The sequence below is a fragment of the Bacteroides sp. CAG:633 genome, assembly GCF_000435115.1.
Taxonomy (GTDB): domain Bacteria; phylum Bacteroidota; class Bacteroidia; order Bacteroidales; family Bacteroidaceae; genus Bacteroides; species Bacteroides ndongoniae.
Window position 1 is genome coordinate 8607 of sequence record NZ_FR883129.1, and the last position, 17673, is coordinate 26279.

The window sequence follows — 17673 nt, forward strand, 5'->3', positions numbered from 1 at the left end:
CTGCTTCAGCTTCTGCTGCGGCTGCTTCAACAGCTGCGATTGAATCAGCGATACGGATAGAATCAGCTGCTGCTTGTTCAGCGTTAGCTGCTTTGTTACCACAAGATGCGAAAGATACTGCTACGATAGCTGCTGCCATCAAAACTAATTTTTTCATTTCCTTTACTTTTTAAAACGTAATACAATCATTTGCTTTATTAAAACGCTGCAAAGGTATGCACTTTTTAAATATGTTGTTCTCCAAACACCCATTTTTTTTAGAGTTTTTTTTGAAGTTTTTCTGTAACTTTTCGCAAATGACTGTATATGAGCACATTCTTTATATGTTAAAAAACATATTACTCTACAGCAATGCTATTATAGAGGTATCTTTTAATACTTCGCTTGGGTGTTTTCTCGAATTCGGTCGGGTAAAGCTGAATTTGGCTGACCTTCTCGTAAGCGGCTACGCTTTCGTTCAGACTCTTCAGATTTTCGTCCATAATGGCTTTCAGGTTATCCGGTTGGTTCAGTCCCAACGAGTCGAGTGCTTCGTAGTCGGCATAAACCAGTGCAACCAGTTTCTTGTTGCGCTCTATTACAAGACTCTCCAACACGAAAGGCAGGTTGTTAAGGCGTGCTTCTATCTCTTCGGGGAAGATATTCTGCCCGTTCGAACCCAGAATCATCGTCTTGCTGCGGCCGCGAATGTAAAGGTTGCCCTTTTCGTCGAGCAAACCAAGGTCGCCGGTACGCAACCAGCCGTCTTCGGTAAATGCCTCGCGGGTAGCTTCGGGGTTCTTGTAATAGCCCACCATTACGTTTTCGCCACGCACCTGGATTTCTCCGTATTTAGCCTCCGGATCTTCTTTCCAGATACGGGCTTCCATAATATCGAGTACCCGGCCCGATGAGGTCGGAACAAATTCTTCGCACGGGGCATAACTGATGAGCGGCGCACACTCGGTCATACCGTAGCCGATGGTGAAAGGAAACTTAATGCGATGGAAAAATTCTTCCACCTCGGGATTCATGGCAGCACCACCGATGATGACTTCCTTGAAACGTCCTCCCAGCGCATCGACCAGCTTCTTACGGATCTGGCCATAAATCTGACTATCCAGCAAGGGAATGTTAAGTGCCCAACGCATACTGCGGCGATTGATGATGGGCTGAATGACATTCTTATAAATCTTCTCGATGACCAACGGCACGGTAATGATCAGATTGGGCTTCACTTCTTCGAATGCTTTCATCAGGATCTTCGGTGAAGGAATCTTACCCAGCAGTGTGATGTGGGTTCCGACAGCTGTAGCCGTCAGGAAGTCGAATGCACAGCCGTAAGCATGTGCCAAGGGCAAGAACGACAATACTCTGTCGCCTTTCTTCAACAGCTGTGAACGGATACCGAAAGTCACGTTGCCAGCCAGATTGTTGCCCGTCAGCATCACTCCTTTGCTAAAGCCGGTTGTACCCGAAGTATAGTTGAGCAACATCACTTTGTCATTACTCAATTCTGTGTAAATGACATCTTCTTTATGAAAACCATTAGGATAGTGTTTGTCCATCTCTTCGTTCTGGTGTTTAAGGAAGAGCTGGATGGTTTCGCCGTCACGCTGGTACAGGCACCGAAAGTCGGTAAGTGAAAAAACACCCCGAAGCCCTGCCAGACGTTCTTCCTCCAGATGTTCCCAAATAAGGTCGCTTGTGAAAAGGAAGACCGACTCGGAGTGATTGACAATGTGATGTACATCGTTCGGACTGAAGTCTTGCAGAATGGGCACCACAATTCCTCCGTAGGTAATGACGGCCATATAGGCAATGCACCAACGCGAATTGTTCTTTCCGATGATGGCTATTTTATCGCCACGCCTCAGCTGGCAATACTTGAACAGCAGATGCAGACGGGCTATCTCACGAGCCACGTCGCCATACGAATAAGTTGTGTCTTCACCATAATCGGTGTAGCACGGAAGATCCCAGTTCTCGCGGAAGCTGCGTTCGTACAGCTTGATGAAATTTTCTTGTATCATTGCACAGATAATTGATGAGTGTGCAAAAATAGGGATTTTAGATGAATAATATGTATATTTGCGACCTGAAAGTGATTTTTTATAAGTTTATGATAGATACAACTATATTTCAGGATAAGACAGCAGTTTACTATACACTGGGCTGTAAACTGAACTTTTCCGAAACATCGACCATCGGCCGCATCTTGCGCGAAGCGGGCATACGCACCGCACGCAAGGGGGAAAAGGCCGACATCTGTGTAGTGAATACCTGTTCGGTGACGGAAGTGGCCGACAAAAAATGCCGGCAGGCCATCCACCGGCTCATCAAGCAGCACCCGGGTGCCTTTGTGGTGGTGACCGGATGCTACGCGCAGCTGAAACCCGACACCGTGGCCGACATCGAAGGTGTGGACGTAGTGCTGGGTGCCGAACAGAAGAAAGACGTGCTGAACTATCTGGGTGACCTGCAAAAACATGCACACGGCGAAGCCCATACCTCGGCACTGAAAGACATCCGCACGTTTGCCCCTTCCTGCTCGCGGGGCGACCGCACACGCTTCTTCCTCAAGGTACAGGACGGATGCGACTATTACTGTTCGTACTGCACCATCCCCTTTGCACGCGGACGCAGCCGCAATGGCAGTATCGCATCGCTGGTGGAGCAGGCACGCCAGGCCGCTGCCGAGGGCGGACGTGAAATAGTGCTGACCGGTGTCAACATTGGCGACTTCGGGAAGTCGACCGGTGAAACCTTCTTCGACCTGGTGAAAGCGCTGGACGAAGTAGAGGGCATCGAACGCTACCGCATCTCCTCCATCGAACCCAACCTGCTGACCGATGAGATCATCGACTTTGTATCGCGTTCGAAACGCTTCATGCCTCACTTCCACATTCCCTTGCAATCGGGTTGCGACGAAGTGCTGAAGCTGATGCGCCGACGCTACGACACGGCTCTGTTTGCCACCAAAGTACGGAAAATAAAGGAAGTGATGCCCGATGCCTTCATCGGTGTGGACGTAATAGTAGGTACGCGTGGCGAAACCGAAGAGTACTTCGAACGCGCGTACGAGTTTATCCGCAGTCTGGACGTCACCCAGCTGCACGTATTCAGCTACTCCGAACGTCCCGGCACACAGGCCTTGAAGATAGACTACATCGTCCCGCCCGAGGAGAAACACCGCCGCAGCCAACGTCTGCTGGAGCTGTCGGACGAAAAGACGCATGCCTTCTACGCACGCCACATCGGACAAACCCTGCCCGTATTGCTGGAACGTTCCAAGGCCGGTGCTCCCATGCATGGCTTCACGGCCAACTACATACGTGTGGAAGTGCCCCACGACGACCGCCTCGACAATCAGGTGATTCCCATCACGCTGGGCGACTTCAACGACGACGGTACCGCCCTGCTGGGACAAATCAAACTTTAAACCAACCGCCAGCTTTCGAACCTGAATTTTAAGAACAACTGAAACATCCAACCGTGAAATCGAAGCTTATATATCTGCTGACCTATGCCGGAATGTGGCTGCTGGCCCTGCTTCCTTTCAGAGCCATCTACGTTCTGTCCGACGGACTTGCCTTCCTGATGCAGCACGTCATCCACTACCGGCGGAAGGTGGTCCGCACCAACCTGCGCAACTCCTTCCCTGAAAAAAGCGCCGAAGAGCTGAAAGAGATAGAAAACAAATTCTACCACTACATCTGCGACTACATGCTCGAAGAAGTGAAAACCCTGCGAATCTCCTTCGAAGAGCTGACCCGGCGCATGACTTACGAAAACAAGGAAGAGTACCTTAACATGATAGACAAATACGGAGGCATTGTGCTCCTGATTCCCCACTACGCCAACTTCGAATGGATTATCGGAATGGGAGCCATCATGCAACCCGGCGACCTTCCGGTACAAGTATACAAGCCTCTGCACAATCCCTATCTGGACGAAATGTTCAAACGCATCCGCTCGCGCTTCGGCGGATACAACGTGCCCAAACACTCCACGGCGCGCGAAATGATAAAGCTGCGCCGCGAACACAAGCGCATGGCCGTGGGACTGATTACCGACCAGTCGCCCAACCGCAGCGAAGCGCACTACTGGACTACGTTCCTCCATCAGGACACCGTGTTCATGGACGGAGCCGAACGCATTGCCCGGATGATGGGCTTTCCCGTCTTCTATTGCGAACTGATACGCCAGAAGCGGGGACACTGCCGGGTTATCTTCGACCTGATCACCGAAACGCCCAAGCAAACTGCCGACGGCGAGATAACCGAATGCTTCGCCCGAAGGCTGGAGCAAACCATCCGACGCGACCCGCCCTACTGGTTCTGGTCGCACAAACGCTGGAAACTGAAACGTGAAGACGTCATACAACATGGATAAGAAAATAGCAGTCGTCATTCTGAACTGGAACGGATGCGGGATGCTCCGCTCCTACCTGCCCTCCGTAGTGTCCTATTCCGAGGCTGACGGAGCCACAGTCTACGTGGCCGACAATGGATCGACGGACGATTCCGTTGAGACGGTACGCCGCGAATTTCCCACCGTCCGCCTCATCACGCTAGACCGCAACTACGGTTTTGCCGACGGTTACAACCAAGCCTTGAAGCAGGTGGAGGCCGAATACGTCGTCCTGCTGAACTCCGACGTCGAAGTCACCGAACACTGGCTTGCCCCGCTGGCCGAGTACATGGACGCCCACCCCGAAGTAGCGGGCTGCCAACCTAAAATCAGGAGTCTGCGGCAGAAAGACCTGTTCGAATACGCTGGAGCCGCCGGCGGATACATCGACAAGTACGGTTACCCCTTCTGCCGAGGTCGCATCATGGGGGCAGTCGAGGCCGACAACGGTCAGTACGATACCATCGCTCCCGTATTCTGGGCTACCGGTGCCGCCCTGTTCATCCGTCTGAAGGATTACCGCGAAGCCGGCGGACTGGATGGACGGTTCTTCGCCCATATGGAAGAGATAGACCTGTGCTGGCGACTGCGTGCACGCGGCCGCGAACTGGTATGTATCCCCCAGAGCGTAGTCTACCACCTGGGAGGTGCCACACTGAGCAAGGAAAACCCGCGCAAAACCTTCCTGAACTTCCGCAACAACCTGCTGATGCTTTACAAGAACCTGCCCGAAGGCGAACTGAAAAGCGTAATGCGCATCCGCACCCTACTCGACTATGTAGCCGCACTGAACTTCCTGCTGAAACTGCAGGGTCCCAACGCAATGGCCGTCCTCCGTGCCCGCCGTGCCTACCACGCCCTGCGCAAGGATTTTGCTGCTTCGCGCGAAGAGAATCAGCAGAAAGCCGTGCTGACACAGATTCCCGAACGGATTGGTCAGAGCATTCTGAAAGCCTTCTACCTGCAAGGCAAAAAGACCTTCGCCCGACTGATGAATATCCGCCCGGCATAAGGGCGTTCTCACCCCTCCTGACACGGCGTACAGAGGCTGTTTTACACAGTCGTGAGAGACACTTGCATGGCTCGCGAGAAACACAAGTGCGGCTCGTGAGAGACACTTGCACGGCTCACGAGCAACACAAGTACGGCTCGCGAACCACACTTGCATGGTTCACGAGCCGTATTTATAGGTTGAAAAACAAAATCTGTTATAGCTTTTTCCAGGCATTCAAAGCCAGCCTCTGAACACTCAGAGCAGCGGGCAGTCATCGCGTCCGCACTCTAGCTCCACACCTGCTGCCTTGATGTCGGCACCCATCGGCGGATTGCGTTTGGCAAGTTTCAGTTCAATCTGCTCCACCTGCGGAAAATCGGCAAACAGCCGCTTTACAATCCGGCCTGCCACGTGTTCCAACAGTTTGGAAGGGACATCCATCTCGGCCTTCACCGACTGATAAACGTCGGCATAGCTGACCGTATCATCCACCTCGTCGGTAGCCGCCGCACGGGCAACGTCTACTTTCAGGCGCAGACTCACAGTAAACTCATTGCCCACTAAAGTTTCCTGTCCGCCCACACCGTGATGGGCATAAAAGCAAAGGTCGTCGAGAAAAATATAACTCTTCATCTTAACAGTTTCTACCGGTATTTGCAATCAGACTCTTAATCTTCTCGTTTAGTCCGTCGGCCTGCATCAGCTGTTCCAGCGTCAGATGCATGCGATAGCGCCAGTAATGACGCGGATTGGCCGGCACGTTGATGCGCTCTTCCTGCGCATTGGGGTTACGCAACTTGCCGTCTATCGACAACCAGTCTTGCAAAGAAAGGATGCAAAGAATGGAGTTGCCGTACAGATGGTTGCACACTATCTCCTCGCAGATTTCCGGTGTAGCTTCGGCCGGTGCCGTGCCATACCGTCCCAACACGGAGTTGAAGTAGCGTTGCGTCTGTTGGCTGTTCTCCTCCCACCAGCCACGCAGGGTGGACATATCATGGGTCGAAATGGTACATACCGAACGGTAAGGATACCAGTCGGGACGTCCGAACTCCTGTGCCGGATCTTTCGGCATGCGCTGTATTTCGAGCGAAAGGATACGCAAGTCGTTCATTACCCAGGCTACACAATCGGGAATCATACCCAAGTCTTCGCCACAAACCAGCATGCGGGTCGACTGCGTCAGTTGCGGCAACTTCTTCATGGCCTGTTGATGCCAGAACTCGTTGTGACGGCGATAATAATACTGGTCGTACAGACGGTTGAAAGCAGCTTTCTCCCAATCGTTCAGTGCACGGTAAACGAAATCGTGCTGCACGCCGATACGCGGATGGTACTTATACGGATCGTTACGGTCGGGAACAAAAAGTACGTCGCTAATCAGCGAATAAAGCCCGTCGCGTATCCAGATGCTGTCGGCATCGGTCTTTCCGGCAAAGTAAGCTTCGACCTTGCGCTGAGTATCAAACTCAGGACGCATGCGGTATATCTCGAACGTATCAGTCGGTTCGATGAAGGTCTGCTTCACATAATCGGTATGCGGACCGAACACCTGACCTAAGAAATACTCGTGTATATAAGGTTTCAGGAAGAAATCTTCGCGGAAAGGCAGACCGTAGCTTTCGATTTCCTCGCGCGACATAGGCAGGGCAGGCACAAACTGGCCCAACAGCCCGTGTACGGCATGCATCGGTATCTCCCAAATGCGGAAGAAGCCAAGAATATGGTCAATGCGATAGGCGTCGAAGTACTCGGACATCTTGCGGAAACGCTTCATCCACCATGCATAACCGTCCTTTTCCATCACATCCCAATTGTAAGTCGGGAATCCCCAGTTCTGCCCGTTCACCGAAAAATCATCGGGCGGAGCACCGGCCTGTCCGTTCAAGTTGAAATAGTGAGGTTCTTTCCAGGCTTCCACACTGTTGCGGCTGATGCCGATAGGAATGTCACCTTTCAGCACTACACCGTGTGCACGGGCGTGCTCGGTAGCTGCCAGCAATTGCTTATGCAGATTGAACTGTATGTAATAATAGATGGCAATGCTTGCATACACCTCGGAAGCAGGATCGCAAAGCGCCTCGATTTCATCGGCCTTGTACACCTGATAACGGGGCCATTCGCGGAAGTTCGGTGTGCCGTACGTATCGCGCAGATAGCTGAATGCTGCATAAGGAAGCAACCACTCACGGTTGGCCTCGAAGAAACATTTGAATTCGTCCGAAGCCAAAACCTTCTCGCCTTCCTGCTTGAATATCAGACGGAAGTAGTCCCACTTGGCACGGTTTACGGCCTCGTAGTCCACAGCAGGCAAAGCGTTGAGTTCTTTCTGCCGTCTTTCGAAGTCGGCCATCAGTCCGGCATCCTCCAGACTACCCAACTGCTTCAGGTCAGTATACATCGGATGGAAAGCATAAATGGAGATGCTGTTATAAGGATAAGAGTCGACCCACGTATGCGTCATGGTTGTATCATTGATAGGCAAAATCTGCACAACCTTCTGACTGGTCTTTACAGCCCAGTCTATCATACGTTTCAGGTCACCGAAGTCACCCACACCAAAACTCTGCTCCGAACGAAGCGAGAATACGGGCACAGCTACGCCTGCTCCCTTCCATGCCGGAAGGTTGAAATAAACGTAACGGTCGCCTACAACCAATGTCTCGCACGGTCCCAGTTTCGGATTGGCCTGATAGCGGTTCGGATTATTTTCCCAGGCTACAGCACGCTGTTCTTTCTTATTGTACAAAATGAACTTGTATTCCAAGGGGAAAGTCAGCTTTTCGACATCTAAGTCAATCTGCCATTCGGGAAAATCAGCATCAGTCATCAGGATAGCCTTATCAGGATCCCAATTTCCCAATGCTTTCTGATTGCCGCAAATACCCAAGCAATGGTCGGCATCGATGCAAGGTGCATAAGCCTTGATCAGGATACTGCGCTCGTGACTTGTTACAGCAGCCTGACGCTCTCTGTGTGCCAGCAAAGATTCGGTAAATGCAGAAGTATAAAAATACTGTTGTTCGGGCAGATCCTTCCAACAGTCATACAAGTTATAAACTTTTTCGGCAACAGCGCCCGACACGTGTAACACACGCGGCAGACTGTTCCATTCGGCACGTACAGACTTGCCTTCACGATATACATGATAGCCATACTGCACGCTGCCATTTTCCGGCATCCGGATTTCTATTTCTGCTGTCCAATGAATGCCGTCAACCGTGCTCAAGGGAATTGCTCCTTCTGGCCGGTTTTCACCCAGTTCGGGGACAGAGCCCAGGACTCTGATTTCTTCTCCCCAATTGGTGCGATACTCAATATTAAATGATAGCGTCATATATATTAGATTTAGAAACGACAATAGCTGCATTCGATTATGCAAGTATAAAAATTATAAATCATAATCATGCAGCTATTGTTATCCAAGCCTTTTAAAATCCTATGCAAACGTTTGCTTCATTCCGGTTCTTTATCCGCAACGCGATGCGCCGCAAGTTTTACAAATCAGACAGCCTTCCTGATAAACAAGTGTTTCATTACCGCAGTTCGGACATTTCTTGCCTTTGGCTTCCGTACCGTCAGTTACGTACTTCTTCAAAGCACGTTCCACACCGTTCTTCCAGGTATTGATGCTTTCACTATCCAGTTGCAACGAGCTGACAAGTTTCATCACCTGTTCAATTGGCATACGATAGCGGAGCACACCAGATATCAGTTTGGCATAGTTCCAATACTCTTTATTAAACTTCTCGGACAAGCCTTCAATTGTAACTTTGTATCCCCGTTTGTTCTCAAACTGGAAGTCGTAACGTTTCACTCCGTTTTCATCGACATTCTTTATAATATGTCCCGAAACAACGTTCTTCGGCAAAATAATTCCTTCATCATCGTCCAGCACACCAGTGAAGATTTCGTAAGGATGCCCGTCGAGCAAACCGACAAATGCCACCCATTTTTCCTTGTTGTTCTGGAAACGTACGACATCGGCATACAACACTTTAGGACGCGTTTCGACAACCGTAGGCGGTTTGCAAGGAGGAAGTTCTTCTTTCTTATCGCTCTTTGTAGAAATCAGCACGCCCGAACGAGAGCCATCACGGTAAACCGTACATCCCTTACAACCGGAACGCCATGCCTCTACATACAGACGATTGACAAGTTCCTCATCTACGTCGCTAGGCAAATTGATGGTTACACTGATAGAGTGGTCTACCCATTTCTGAATACGTCCCTGCATCTTGACCTTCATCAGCCAATCCACATCGTTAGAAGTAGCCTTATAATAAGGGGACTTGGCAACCAAAGCATCAATCTCATCCTGCGTATATCTTTTTGCCGGATTATATCCTTGTGCTTCCATCCATGTTACAAACTTGGGATGGAAAACAATGTATTCCTCGAAAGCATCACCTGTTTCGTCAATAAAGTCGACGCGGACATTCGTATCATTAGGATTTACTTTACGACGGCGTTTATAAACGGGAAGGAATACCGGTTCGATGCCCGAAGTGGTCTGCGTCATCAGACTGGTTGTTCCTGTAGGAGCAATCGTCAGACAGGCAATGTTACGACGGCCATATTTAGCCATCTCCTCATACAATTCAGGATCAGCCTCACGCAAACGACTGATAAACGGATTATTCTTCTCGCGTTCAGTATCGTATATTTCGAAAGCTCCACGTTCTTTTGCCATCTCAACAGAAGAGCGATAAGCACTCAGAGCAATAGTCTTATGAACTTTTTCCGAGAATTCGGTAGCTTCTTCAGTTCCGTAACGCAATCCCAAAGCTGCGAGCATATCACCTTCAGCCGTTATACCTACTCCGGTACGACGTCCCTGTCCACTCTTCTTATAAATCTTCTCCCACAACACACGCTCCGTACGCTTCACATCATCCGATTCGGGATCTGAATCTACCTTAGCCAAAATCTTTTCGATCTTCTCCAACTCCAGATCGATAATATCGTCCATAATGCGTTGCGCCAAAGCCACGTGCTTCTTAAACAATTCAAAATCAAAATAAGCATCAGGCTTAAACGGATTCACCACGTACGAATACAAGTTGATCGCAAGCAAACGGCAAGAATCATAGGGACACAAAGGAATTTCGCCACACGGATTGGTCGATACTGTGCGATAACCCAAGTCTGCATAGCAATCGGGTACCGATTCCCGCAGAATAGTATCCCAGAAAAGTACACCGGGTTCAGCCGACTTCCAAGCATTGTGCACAATCTTCTTCCACAACGCCGAAGCATCGATTTCTTTCTTAAATATAGGATCAGCCGAATCTATAGGATATTGCTGAACATAAGGTTTTCCTTCGATTGCAGCCTCCATGAAAGCATCATCCAGTTTCACAGACACATTAGCACCCGTTACTTTACCTTCGGTCATCTTAGCATCTATAAATGCTTCCGAATCAGGATGCTTGATAGAAACACTCAGCATCAAAGCTCCCCGGCGTCCGTCTTGAGCAACTTCACGTGTAGAGTTGGAATAACGCTCCATAAAAGGAACCAAACCCGTTGAAGTCAAAGCGGAATTCTTAACCGGTGAACCTTTCGGACGAATATGTGATAAATCATGTCCCACACCACCGCGACGTTTCATCAGCTGAACCTGCTCTTCATCAATTTTAAAAATAGCTCCATAAGAATCAGCCTCTCCATCCACACCAATCACAAAGCAATTGGACAAAGAAGCAACCTGATAGTTATTGCCAATACCAGTCATCGGGCTTCCCTGAGGAACAATATATCTGAAATGATCGAATAAAGCGAACAGTTCCTCTGAACTTAACGCATTCGGATATTTGGCCTCAATACGAGCCACCTCATTAGCTATACGCCAATGCATGTCTTCCGGAGATTTTTCGTAAATATTACCGAAAGAGTCCTTGACTGCGTATTTGTTTACCCAAACTCTGGCAGCCAACTCATCACCTTGGAAGTATCGTAAAGATTCTTCAAAAGCTTCTTCATAAGAATAAACTTTCTTTTCCACTATATTTGTATTTTCTTAGATTTATCTGCTATAAGTATTTGTGTAGAAGTCGTACTTATCGTCAACAAATGCGGATGCAAAGCTATGAATGTTTTTCTATTCAGCAAAATAAAAAGCGAACATTTTATCAACAGAATAAAAGTTTTCCATTTAGAGAAGAATTACATCTGATTATAAACAACTTATCTTTTTCAACAAGAAGAAAAGTTTTCCAAAAAGGAAAAGATATATGTATAAAACCAAAGAATAATTATACTTTTCTAAAAAAGGAGGAAGATATTAACAGGAGCTGTGAACAACTTCTATAATTCTTTTCTTATATTTGCAGAAAAAAGACAAAATATGGAAAGCCTAAAAGAAAGAAGAACAATACGGAAATACCAGCCAAAGGATATTCCCGCCGAATTGTTAAATGATTTACTCGAAACAGCCTTTCGAGCCTCTACTGTTGGAAACATGCAAGTCTACAGCGTAATTGTAACAAGAGACGCTGAACGGAAAGCCCGCCTGGCACCGGCACATTTCAACCAGCCCATGGTGCAAAACGCACCCGTCGTACTAACTTTCTGCATCGACCTACGCCGTTTCAGCAAATGGTGCGAGCAACGCAAAGCACAACCTGGCTACAACAACTTCGAATGGTTTATAACCGGAGCCGTCGACACTCTGCTCGCAGCACAGACTTTTTGTGTAGCCGCCGAAGAAAAAGGCCTAGGCATCTGCTATCTGGGAACTACAACCTACAACCCCGACATGATTGTAGAAGCCTTAGAATTACCGGAATTAGTATTCCCGCTTACTACTATTACTGTAGGCTGGCCCGACGAAACGCCCGCACAAACCGACCGTCTGCCACTCGAAGCCATCGTACACGAAGAAGTCTACCACGATTATACTCCTTCCGACATTGACCGCCTGTATGCCTACAAGGAATCGCTGGACGAGAACAAAAAATATATAGAAGAAAACAAAAAAGAAACCTTGGCTCAAGTATTTACAGACGTACGCTACACTAAGAAAGACGCCGAAGCTATGTCTAAAAGACTTTGGGAAGTAATGAAACAACAAGGTTTCTAAACTTCTATTACCCTCTTCAAACTCCTTACAAAGGAAAAACAAATTCCCGCAAATCACGCTTAGACAGTTTCAATAACTTTCATCGCAATTTGCGGGAATTAATTTATTAAGAATCAAGAATATTCCGTTACAATCAGTTTCCCCGTTTCAAGTCTGCCTGTATTTCATCGATTTCAGCACGGAAAGACTTATCTACTTCCGTCAGTTCCTTTATCGTCTTGCAGGCATGAAGCACGGTTGCATGATCCTTATTACCTATCAGCGTACCAATCTTCGCCGTAGAGAAATCAGTATTCTTCTTAGCCAGATACATGGCTATTTGACGCGCCTGTACCACCTCACGCTTTCTGGACTTCGTATGAATCACAGAAGCATCCAGATTAAAGTGGCGACAAACAGTCGTAATAATATCATCCACCGTAACTGCCTTGCTTTCACAATTCACCACTTTACGGACAATGCGCTGAGCCAGCTCCAGGTCAATCTCCTTATTATAGATCGTAGAGTGCGCCATGATGGAAATCACAATGCCTTCCAAATCACGAACACTGTCGCTTACGTTCTCTGCAATGTAGTCGATTACTTCGGGCGGGAACTTCAAGCCATCGCGATGAATTTTGTTACGCAGAATATCCTTCCGCAATTCAACCGTCGGTTTTTCCAGTTCCGCCACCATTCCCCATTTAAAACGGGTTATCAGACGTTCTTCCATACCCTGCAATAACACAGGCGCTCTATCGGAAGTCAGAATCAATTGCTTGCCGTTCTGATGCAGATGATTAAAGATATGGAAGAAAGTGTTCTGCGTCTTGGTAACGCCGGCAAATTCCTGAATATCATCAATAATCAATACATCAATTGTCTGGTAGAAGTTTATAAAGTCGTTTGTAGTATTGTTTCGCACCGAATCAGTGTATTGCACCTGAAACAAATGAGCCGACACATACAGCACACGCTTTTCAGGATACAGTTCTTTAATCTTTGTTCCAATAGCATTGGCCAGATGGGTTTTTCCTACTCCCGACGCACCGTAGAAGAACAACGGATTAAAGATAGTCTTAGCCGGATTGAGTGCAACTGCTTCGGCTACGCTGCGCGACAGCTTATTGCTTCCGCCCTCAATAAAAGTCTCGAAATTATACTCCGGATTCAGATGTGGATCCAAGTCGGACACAGGCACCTGCGGAATCTGCTTGTTTACAACAGGCTTCTGAGGAATAATGGTACGATGAGTCGATTCCAGTTCCACCGTTTTAGGCGGACGGGAACTTCTGTCTACCATTACATTATACATCAGCTTTGTCCCCTCACCTATTACTTTATAAAGAGTCTTTCTCAGCAAGTCTACAAACTTGTCTTCCAGAAACTCATAAAAGAACTGGCTGGGAACCTGTACAACCAAAGTCTTGTCCTCATATTTCAATGGGACAATAGGCAGGAACCAGGTTTTGTACGTCTGCTCCGGAACATTGTCTCTGATAATTTCAAGACAGCGGTTCCACAGTCCGACATGATCAACTACACTCATAACGGCTTCTAAACATTTATTGATTAAGCGAAACTTCTACGATTGCAAAATTCGCAATCTTATTTGAGAAAAACAAATCACTTTTTTCTTGCTTTTTTCAATCGGACAATAAACACTTTACTTTCAGGCACTTATAGAAAAGCATAAAAATAGCCTCCGTAAAGAGGCTATTGTTTATATTCAACTTTCTGATAATCATTACACTTACATACTTACCGACAGTATATCCGACTATCGGAAAAGAAACCCGTAAATAAGGGTTTAGCGTTCTTTTATAGGCATATCAGAGCTTCTGTTTTATACTGAGCAAGCAGCGTCTCTATTTAGACAAAATCTATATAGTGACTATTTTTCACTTATCCTTCTTACCAAACAGGGAGAAGTGAACGTAACGCTTCGGATGCGCCTTCAGGTCTTCCAACAGACTGGCTGCATTGGCCGTAGTGGCACTCAAATTATTGTAAAGGGTCGGATCGTTGAACAACAGTCCTACCGTATTGTCCGTGCGTCCCAACTTGTCTGTAATCATTTTTACGTTGGCAAGCGTAGAGTCTACACGCTGCATGGCAGCCGCATAATCTATATCTTTCAGATTATTGCTGATTTGGGCAAAATTATCACCAATGGTATTCAGTTTGCCGGTCAGTTGCGGAATATCCTTACTCATCAGCGTCTCCAGATGACGGCTTGTAACAGCCATACTGGCCGTCAGATCGCGAACATTGTGCAGCGTTGCAGGCAGTGCCGGATCGGCCAATACTGCATTCAACGATGCCAATATGGAGTCAAGCTTAGGCAACATCTTCTCAATTTGCGGCACCATGGCGGCAGCCTGTTCCATTATGCCGTTGTTCAACCGTCCGGGAATGGTATCACCAACTTCGTGACGCTCGCGCGGATTGTTGGCCAACAGCAGGGTCATCTTGATGCCTCCCAGCATATCGGAAGTCAACTCAGCCGAACTTCCCTTGGGAATACGCAATTCAGGGTCCACATCGATTTCGGCCACCACCTTGCCAGCCTGATTGTAATCGTAATATAACTCACGCACAATTCCCACCCGGAAACCGTCGGCAAAGACAGGGCTCGATTTAGTCAGTCCGTTGATATTCTGAAACTGTACATAAAAATAGTTCGACGGCTTGAACATGTGAATACCTTTCAGATAATTGATGCCATACACTAGTATGCAAAGCGCTGCAATACCGGCAATACCTATCCTGACTTCTTTGGTTATATACTTCATGACGTTTGATGATTTCTTATTTTTTGTTTCTATTTTGCTTGAATTCCTTAATAGCGGCATTGACGTCCATCTTTTCTCCGTCGCGGAAGGCTATGATGAAGGCGTCCTTAAACTTCGCGGATATGGCGCGCTTGGTACGCAACACCTTATTATAATCCGGCGAATCACCGTACGTATACTTATACAGACCTTTTTCTTTATAATGTCCTACATCTTTCAACCCCTTCAAACGCTTGTCGTTCTTGTTCAGGAGCTTCGAAGATGTCAGTATCTGTATTTTAAACACAATTCCGTTGCTTTTGGTTTTCTCGGGCTGCATGGCTTCCCGCGGACGTGGACGATGCTGCGCCGGTTCTTCTACTTTCTCTTTCAAGTCGGCTGCCGCATCCAGTGCAGGCTTTTCAACCGCGGGCTGCGGCTGCGCTTCGGGTACAACGGTGTCCGAAGTACCGTTCAGACGTATTTCCTGTTCGCGCTTATATGTAAGGAAGGCACGATAGATGCCTTCTGCCAGCGAGGAAGCACCAGTTTCAGAATTCAGATAACGTTCTTCTTCGGGAGTGGAAATGAAACCCAGTTCCACCAGAATGCTGGGCATGGCACTTGCCTTGAGTACCAGAAAACCAGCCTGGTGCACACCACGGTCGCTACGCTTGCAAGTATTACGGAACTGCTTTTGCACGAGCGATGCCAGATGCACACTTTGCGACATATATTTATCTTGCATGAACTCGAAGATGATGTACGACTCGGAAGAGTTAGGATTGAACCCCGCATAACGTGTCTGATAGTCGCTTTCGTACAGGATAACGGAGTTTTCACGTTTAGCCACTTCCAGATTGGCATCCGACTTGGCCAAACCCAGCGTCCACGTCGAAGCACCCTTGGCGGTACGGTTGTTGGCCAGCGCATTGGTATGTATCGAAATGAAAAGATCCGCCTTGGCATTATTGGCTATCTCGGCACGGCGGTCGAGGGGGATAAACACATCACGGTTGCGGGTATAGATCACCTTGACGTCGGAACAGTTCTTCTGAATCAGTTTGCCCAACTTAAGGGCAACATTCAGGTTGATGTTTTTCTCTTTGGAGATGCGCCCTACGGCTCCGGGGTCGTGACCACCGTGTCCGGCATCAATCACTACCACAAAATCCTTCGCTTCCGCATTGCCGATGCAGAAGGGGAAAAACAACAGGCTTAGGCAAATACCTATAAATAATATGTATCGTCGATATGCGTTCATATATAAACTATCGTTTGCAAAGGTAGTGGAAATTTGGAGAAAACTCACTCTTTCGCTTAAGTTTTATCAGGAAGACAGCTTTTTAGCACAGTTTTTCGGGTATAAAAGAACAATTTACGCAAATTGGCAGTAATTTTGCCGTCCGAAAATCGAAATGCAAGCACTATGATTATCCGCTTTTTAAAGAACTGGACACTGCCCGTTGCAATGTTGGCAGGAACGATAGGGTATTTCATCCTTGCCAGAGTGCCCCTACTCGCCCCCACCAAACCTGTGGTAAATGGCATGATCGCCTTCCTGACTCCTTTCCTGATTTTTGCCCAACTGCTGCTTACTTTCTGTAAGGTAGAAGTGCACGAACTGAAGCCGAAAGCATGGCACGGATGGTTGCTGCTGTTTCAGACGGCGTCGTGTCTGGCGGTAGCGGCTCTGCTCATCTGTTGTCCGATGGACGAAGTCTACCGCGAAGTGTTCGAGGGTGCCATGGTCTGCCTCATCTGCCCCACGGCCACTGCCGCTGCTGTTATCACCGGCAAGTTGGGTGGAAGTGCTTCAAGCCTGACTACGTATACGCTGCTCTCCAATCTGCTGGCTGCCGTTGCCGTGCCGCTGGTCTTTCCGCTGGTCGAGCCTCATGCCGACATCAGTTTCTTTTCGGCTTTCCTGAAAATATTAGGCAAGGTATTCCCGCTGTTGCTCTGCCCCTTCTTCCTGGCCTGGTTCCTGCGGGCTTTCGTGCCGAAGGTACACCATATTCTGCTGGGCTTCCGCGATGCCGCTTTCTACTTGTGGGCCGTAGCGCTGGCTATCGTTTCGGGCCAGACGGTACGTTCGCTGGTCAACAGTGACGCACCCGTCTTTGTAGAAATATTGATAGCCGTTGCCGGACTGGTGGCCTGTTGCGTACAGTTCTATCTGGGCAAACGCATAGGCGGACACTACCACGAACGCATCAGCGGCGGACAGGCATTGGGACAGAAGAATACCGTGCTTGCCATCTGGATGGCTTACACCTACCTGAATCCATTGTCGTCGGTAGGCCCGGGCTCGTACGTACTGTGGCAAAACATCATCAACTCCTGGCAGCTCTGGAAAAAGAGGAAAAAAGAAGAGGCAGAACAAGCCTGCTGAAAGGCTTCCGAAACATTGCCTGCAACCCGTTTCTGGGACACTTGCACGGCTCGCG

General features: G+C 48.2%; 12 protein-coding genes. 5 read left to right on the forward strand and 7 right to left on the reverse strand.

The features are described from left to right. Positions 1 to 338 precede the first annotated feature (338 nt). The gene (locus QVP67_RS12655; protein WP_022163931.1) at positions 339 to 2012 is read right to left on the reverse strand and encodes a long-chain fatty acid--CoA ligase; all 1674 of its coding nucleotides are present in this window, start codon (positions 2010 to 2012) and stop codon (positions 339 to 341) included. A gap of 89 nt (positions 2013 to 2101) precedes the next feature. Here QVP67_RS12655 and mtaB point away from each other — a divergent pair, with 89 nt between their 5' ends. From mtaB to QVP67_RS12670, 3 genes are read left to right on the forward strand one after another with little or no spacing between them, the layout of a single operon-like run. Next, on the forward strand, positions 2102 to 3421 hold the full coding sequence (gene mtaB, locus QVP67_RS12660) for a tRNA (N(6)-L-threonylcarbamoyladenosine(37)-C(2))-methylthiotransferase MtaB (RefSeq protein WP_288180187.1): 1320 nt from the start codon (positions 2102 to 2104) through the stop codon (positions 3419 to 3421). Between the two features lie 53 nt (positions 3422 to 3474). Beyond that, positions 3475 to 4374 carry a lysophospholipid acyltransferase family protein gene (locus QVP67_RS12665; RefSeq protein ID WP_022163933.1) on the forward strand — a complete coding sequence of 300 codons (900 nt, stop codon included), beginning with the start codon at positions 3475 to 3477 and terminating at the stop codon, positions 4372 to 4374. Next, entirely contained in the window at positions 4367 to 5404 is a 1038-nt protein-coding gene (locus tag QVP67_RS12670; RefSeq protein ID WP_022163934.1) for a glycosyltransferase, read from the forward strand. The genes QVP67_RS12665 and QVP67_RS12670 overlap by 8 nt, the downstream gene beginning before the upstream one ends. Before the next feature lie 237 nt (positions 5405 to 5641). On the opposite strand, the gene folB is transcribed toward QVP67_RS12670, so the two are convergent. The 3 genes from folB to QVP67_RS12685 form a co-directional block, all read right to left on the reverse strand. Further along, on the reverse strand, positions 5642 to 6019 hold the full coding sequence (gene folB / locus QVP67_RS12675; protein WP_022163935.1) for a dihydroneopterin aldolase: 378 nt from the start codon (positions 6017 to 6019) through the stop codon (positions 5642 to 5644). 1 nt (position 6020) lies between these two features. Further along, entirely contained in the window at positions 6021 to 8723 is a 2703-nt protein-coding gene (locus tag QVP67_RS12680; RefSeq protein WP_022163936.1) for a 4-alpha-glucanotransferase, read from the reverse strand. A 132-nt stretch (positions 8724 to 8855) separates the two neighbouring features. Then, positions 8856 to 11393, reverse strand: a complete 2538-nt coding sequence (locus QVP67_RS12685) for an adenosylcobalamin-dependent ribonucleoside-diphosphate reductase (RefSeq protein ID WP_022163937.1) — start codon at positions 11391 to 11393, stop codon at positions 8856 to 8858. A 342-nt stretch (positions 11394 to 11735) separates the two neighbouring features. Here QVP67_RS12685 and QVP67_RS12690 point away from each other — a divergent pair, with 342 nt between their 5' ends. Continuing rightward, complete coding sequence (locus tag QVP67_RS12690) at positions 11736 to 12470, forward strand: NADPH-dependent oxidoreductase (protein WP_022163938.1); 735 nt, start codon at positions 11736 to 11738, stop codon at positions 12468 to 12470. Between the two features lie 133 nt (positions 12471 to 12603). Here the strand turns inward: QVP67_RS12690 and dnaA are convergent, their stop codons facing one another. From dnaA to QVP67_RS12705, 3 genes are all read right to left on the reverse strand, one after another. Then, the gene (dnaA, locus tag QVP67_RS12695; protein WP_022163939.1) at positions 12604 to 13998 is read right to left on the reverse strand and encodes a chromosomal replication initiator protein DnaA; all 1395 of its coding nucleotides are present in this window, start codon (positions 13996 to 13998) and stop codon (positions 12604 to 12606) included. A gap of 352 nt (positions 13999 to 14350) precedes the next feature. After that, complete coding sequence (locus tag QVP67_RS12700; protein ID WP_022163940.1) at positions 14351 to 15244, reverse strand: MlaD family protein; 894 nt, start codon at positions 15242 to 15244, stop codon at positions 14351 to 14353. 16 nt (positions 15245 to 15260) lie between these two features. Further along, a complete protein-coding gene (locus QVP67_RS12705; RefSeq protein ID WP_022163941.1) occupies positions 15261 to 16487 on the reverse strand; it encodes an N-acetylmuramoyl-L-alanine amidase family protein in 1227 nt (408 codons plus the stop codon). 165 nt (positions 16488 to 16652) lie between these two features. Here QVP67_RS12705 and QVP67_RS12710 point away from each other — a divergent pair, with 165 nt between their 5' ends. Then, the gene (locus tag QVP67_RS12710; RefSeq protein WP_022163942.1) at positions 16653 to 17618 is read left to right on the forward strand and encodes a hypothetical protein; all 966 of its coding nucleotides are present in this window, start codon (positions 16653 to 16655) and stop codon (positions 17616 to 17618) included. Positions 17619 to 17673: the final 55 nt, after the last annotated feature.

Excerpts from the sequence above, each read along its gene's own strand:
- QVP67_RS12705 (WP_022163941.1), bottom strand. The coding sequence starts at position 16,487 with ATGAACGCATATCGACGATACATATTATTTATAGGTATTTGCCTAAGC.
- QVP67_RS12680 (WP_022163936.1), bottom strand. The coding sequence starts at position 8,723 with ATGACGCTATCATTTAATATTGAGTATCGCACCAATTGGGGAGAAGAA.
- dnaA (WP_022163939.1), bottom strand. The coding sequence starts at position 13,998 with ATGAGTGTAGTTGATCATGTCGGACTGTGGAACCGCTGTCTTGAAATT.
- QVP67_RS12655 (WP_022163931.1), bottom strand. The coding sequence starts at position 2,012 with ATGATACAAGAAAATTTCATCAAGCTGTACGAACGCAGCTTCCGCGAG.
- QVP67_RS12670 (WP_022163934.1), top strand. The coding sequence starts at position 4,367 with ATGGATAAGAAAATAGCAGTCGTCATTCTGAACTGGAACGGATGCGGG.
- QVP67_RS12710 (WP_022163942.1), top strand. The coding sequence starts at position 16,653 with ATGATTATCCGCTTTTTAAAGAACTGGACACTGCCCGTTGCAATGTTG.
- mtaB (WP_288180187.1), top strand. The coding sequence starts at position 2,102 with ATGATAGATACAACTATATTTCAGGATAAGACAGCAGTTTACTATACA.
- QVP67_RS12690 (WP_022163938.1), top strand. The coding sequence starts at position 11,736 with ATGGAAAGCCTAAAAGAAAGAAGAACAATACGGAAATACCAGCCAAAG.
- folB (WP_022163935.1), bottom strand. The coding sequence starts at position 6,019 with ATGAAGAGTTATATTTTTCTCGACGACCTTTGCTTTTATGCCCATCAC.
- QVP67_RS12700 (WP_022163940.1), bottom strand. The coding sequence starts at position 15,244 with ATGAAGTATATAACCAAAGAAGTCAGGATAGGTATTGCCGGTATTGCA.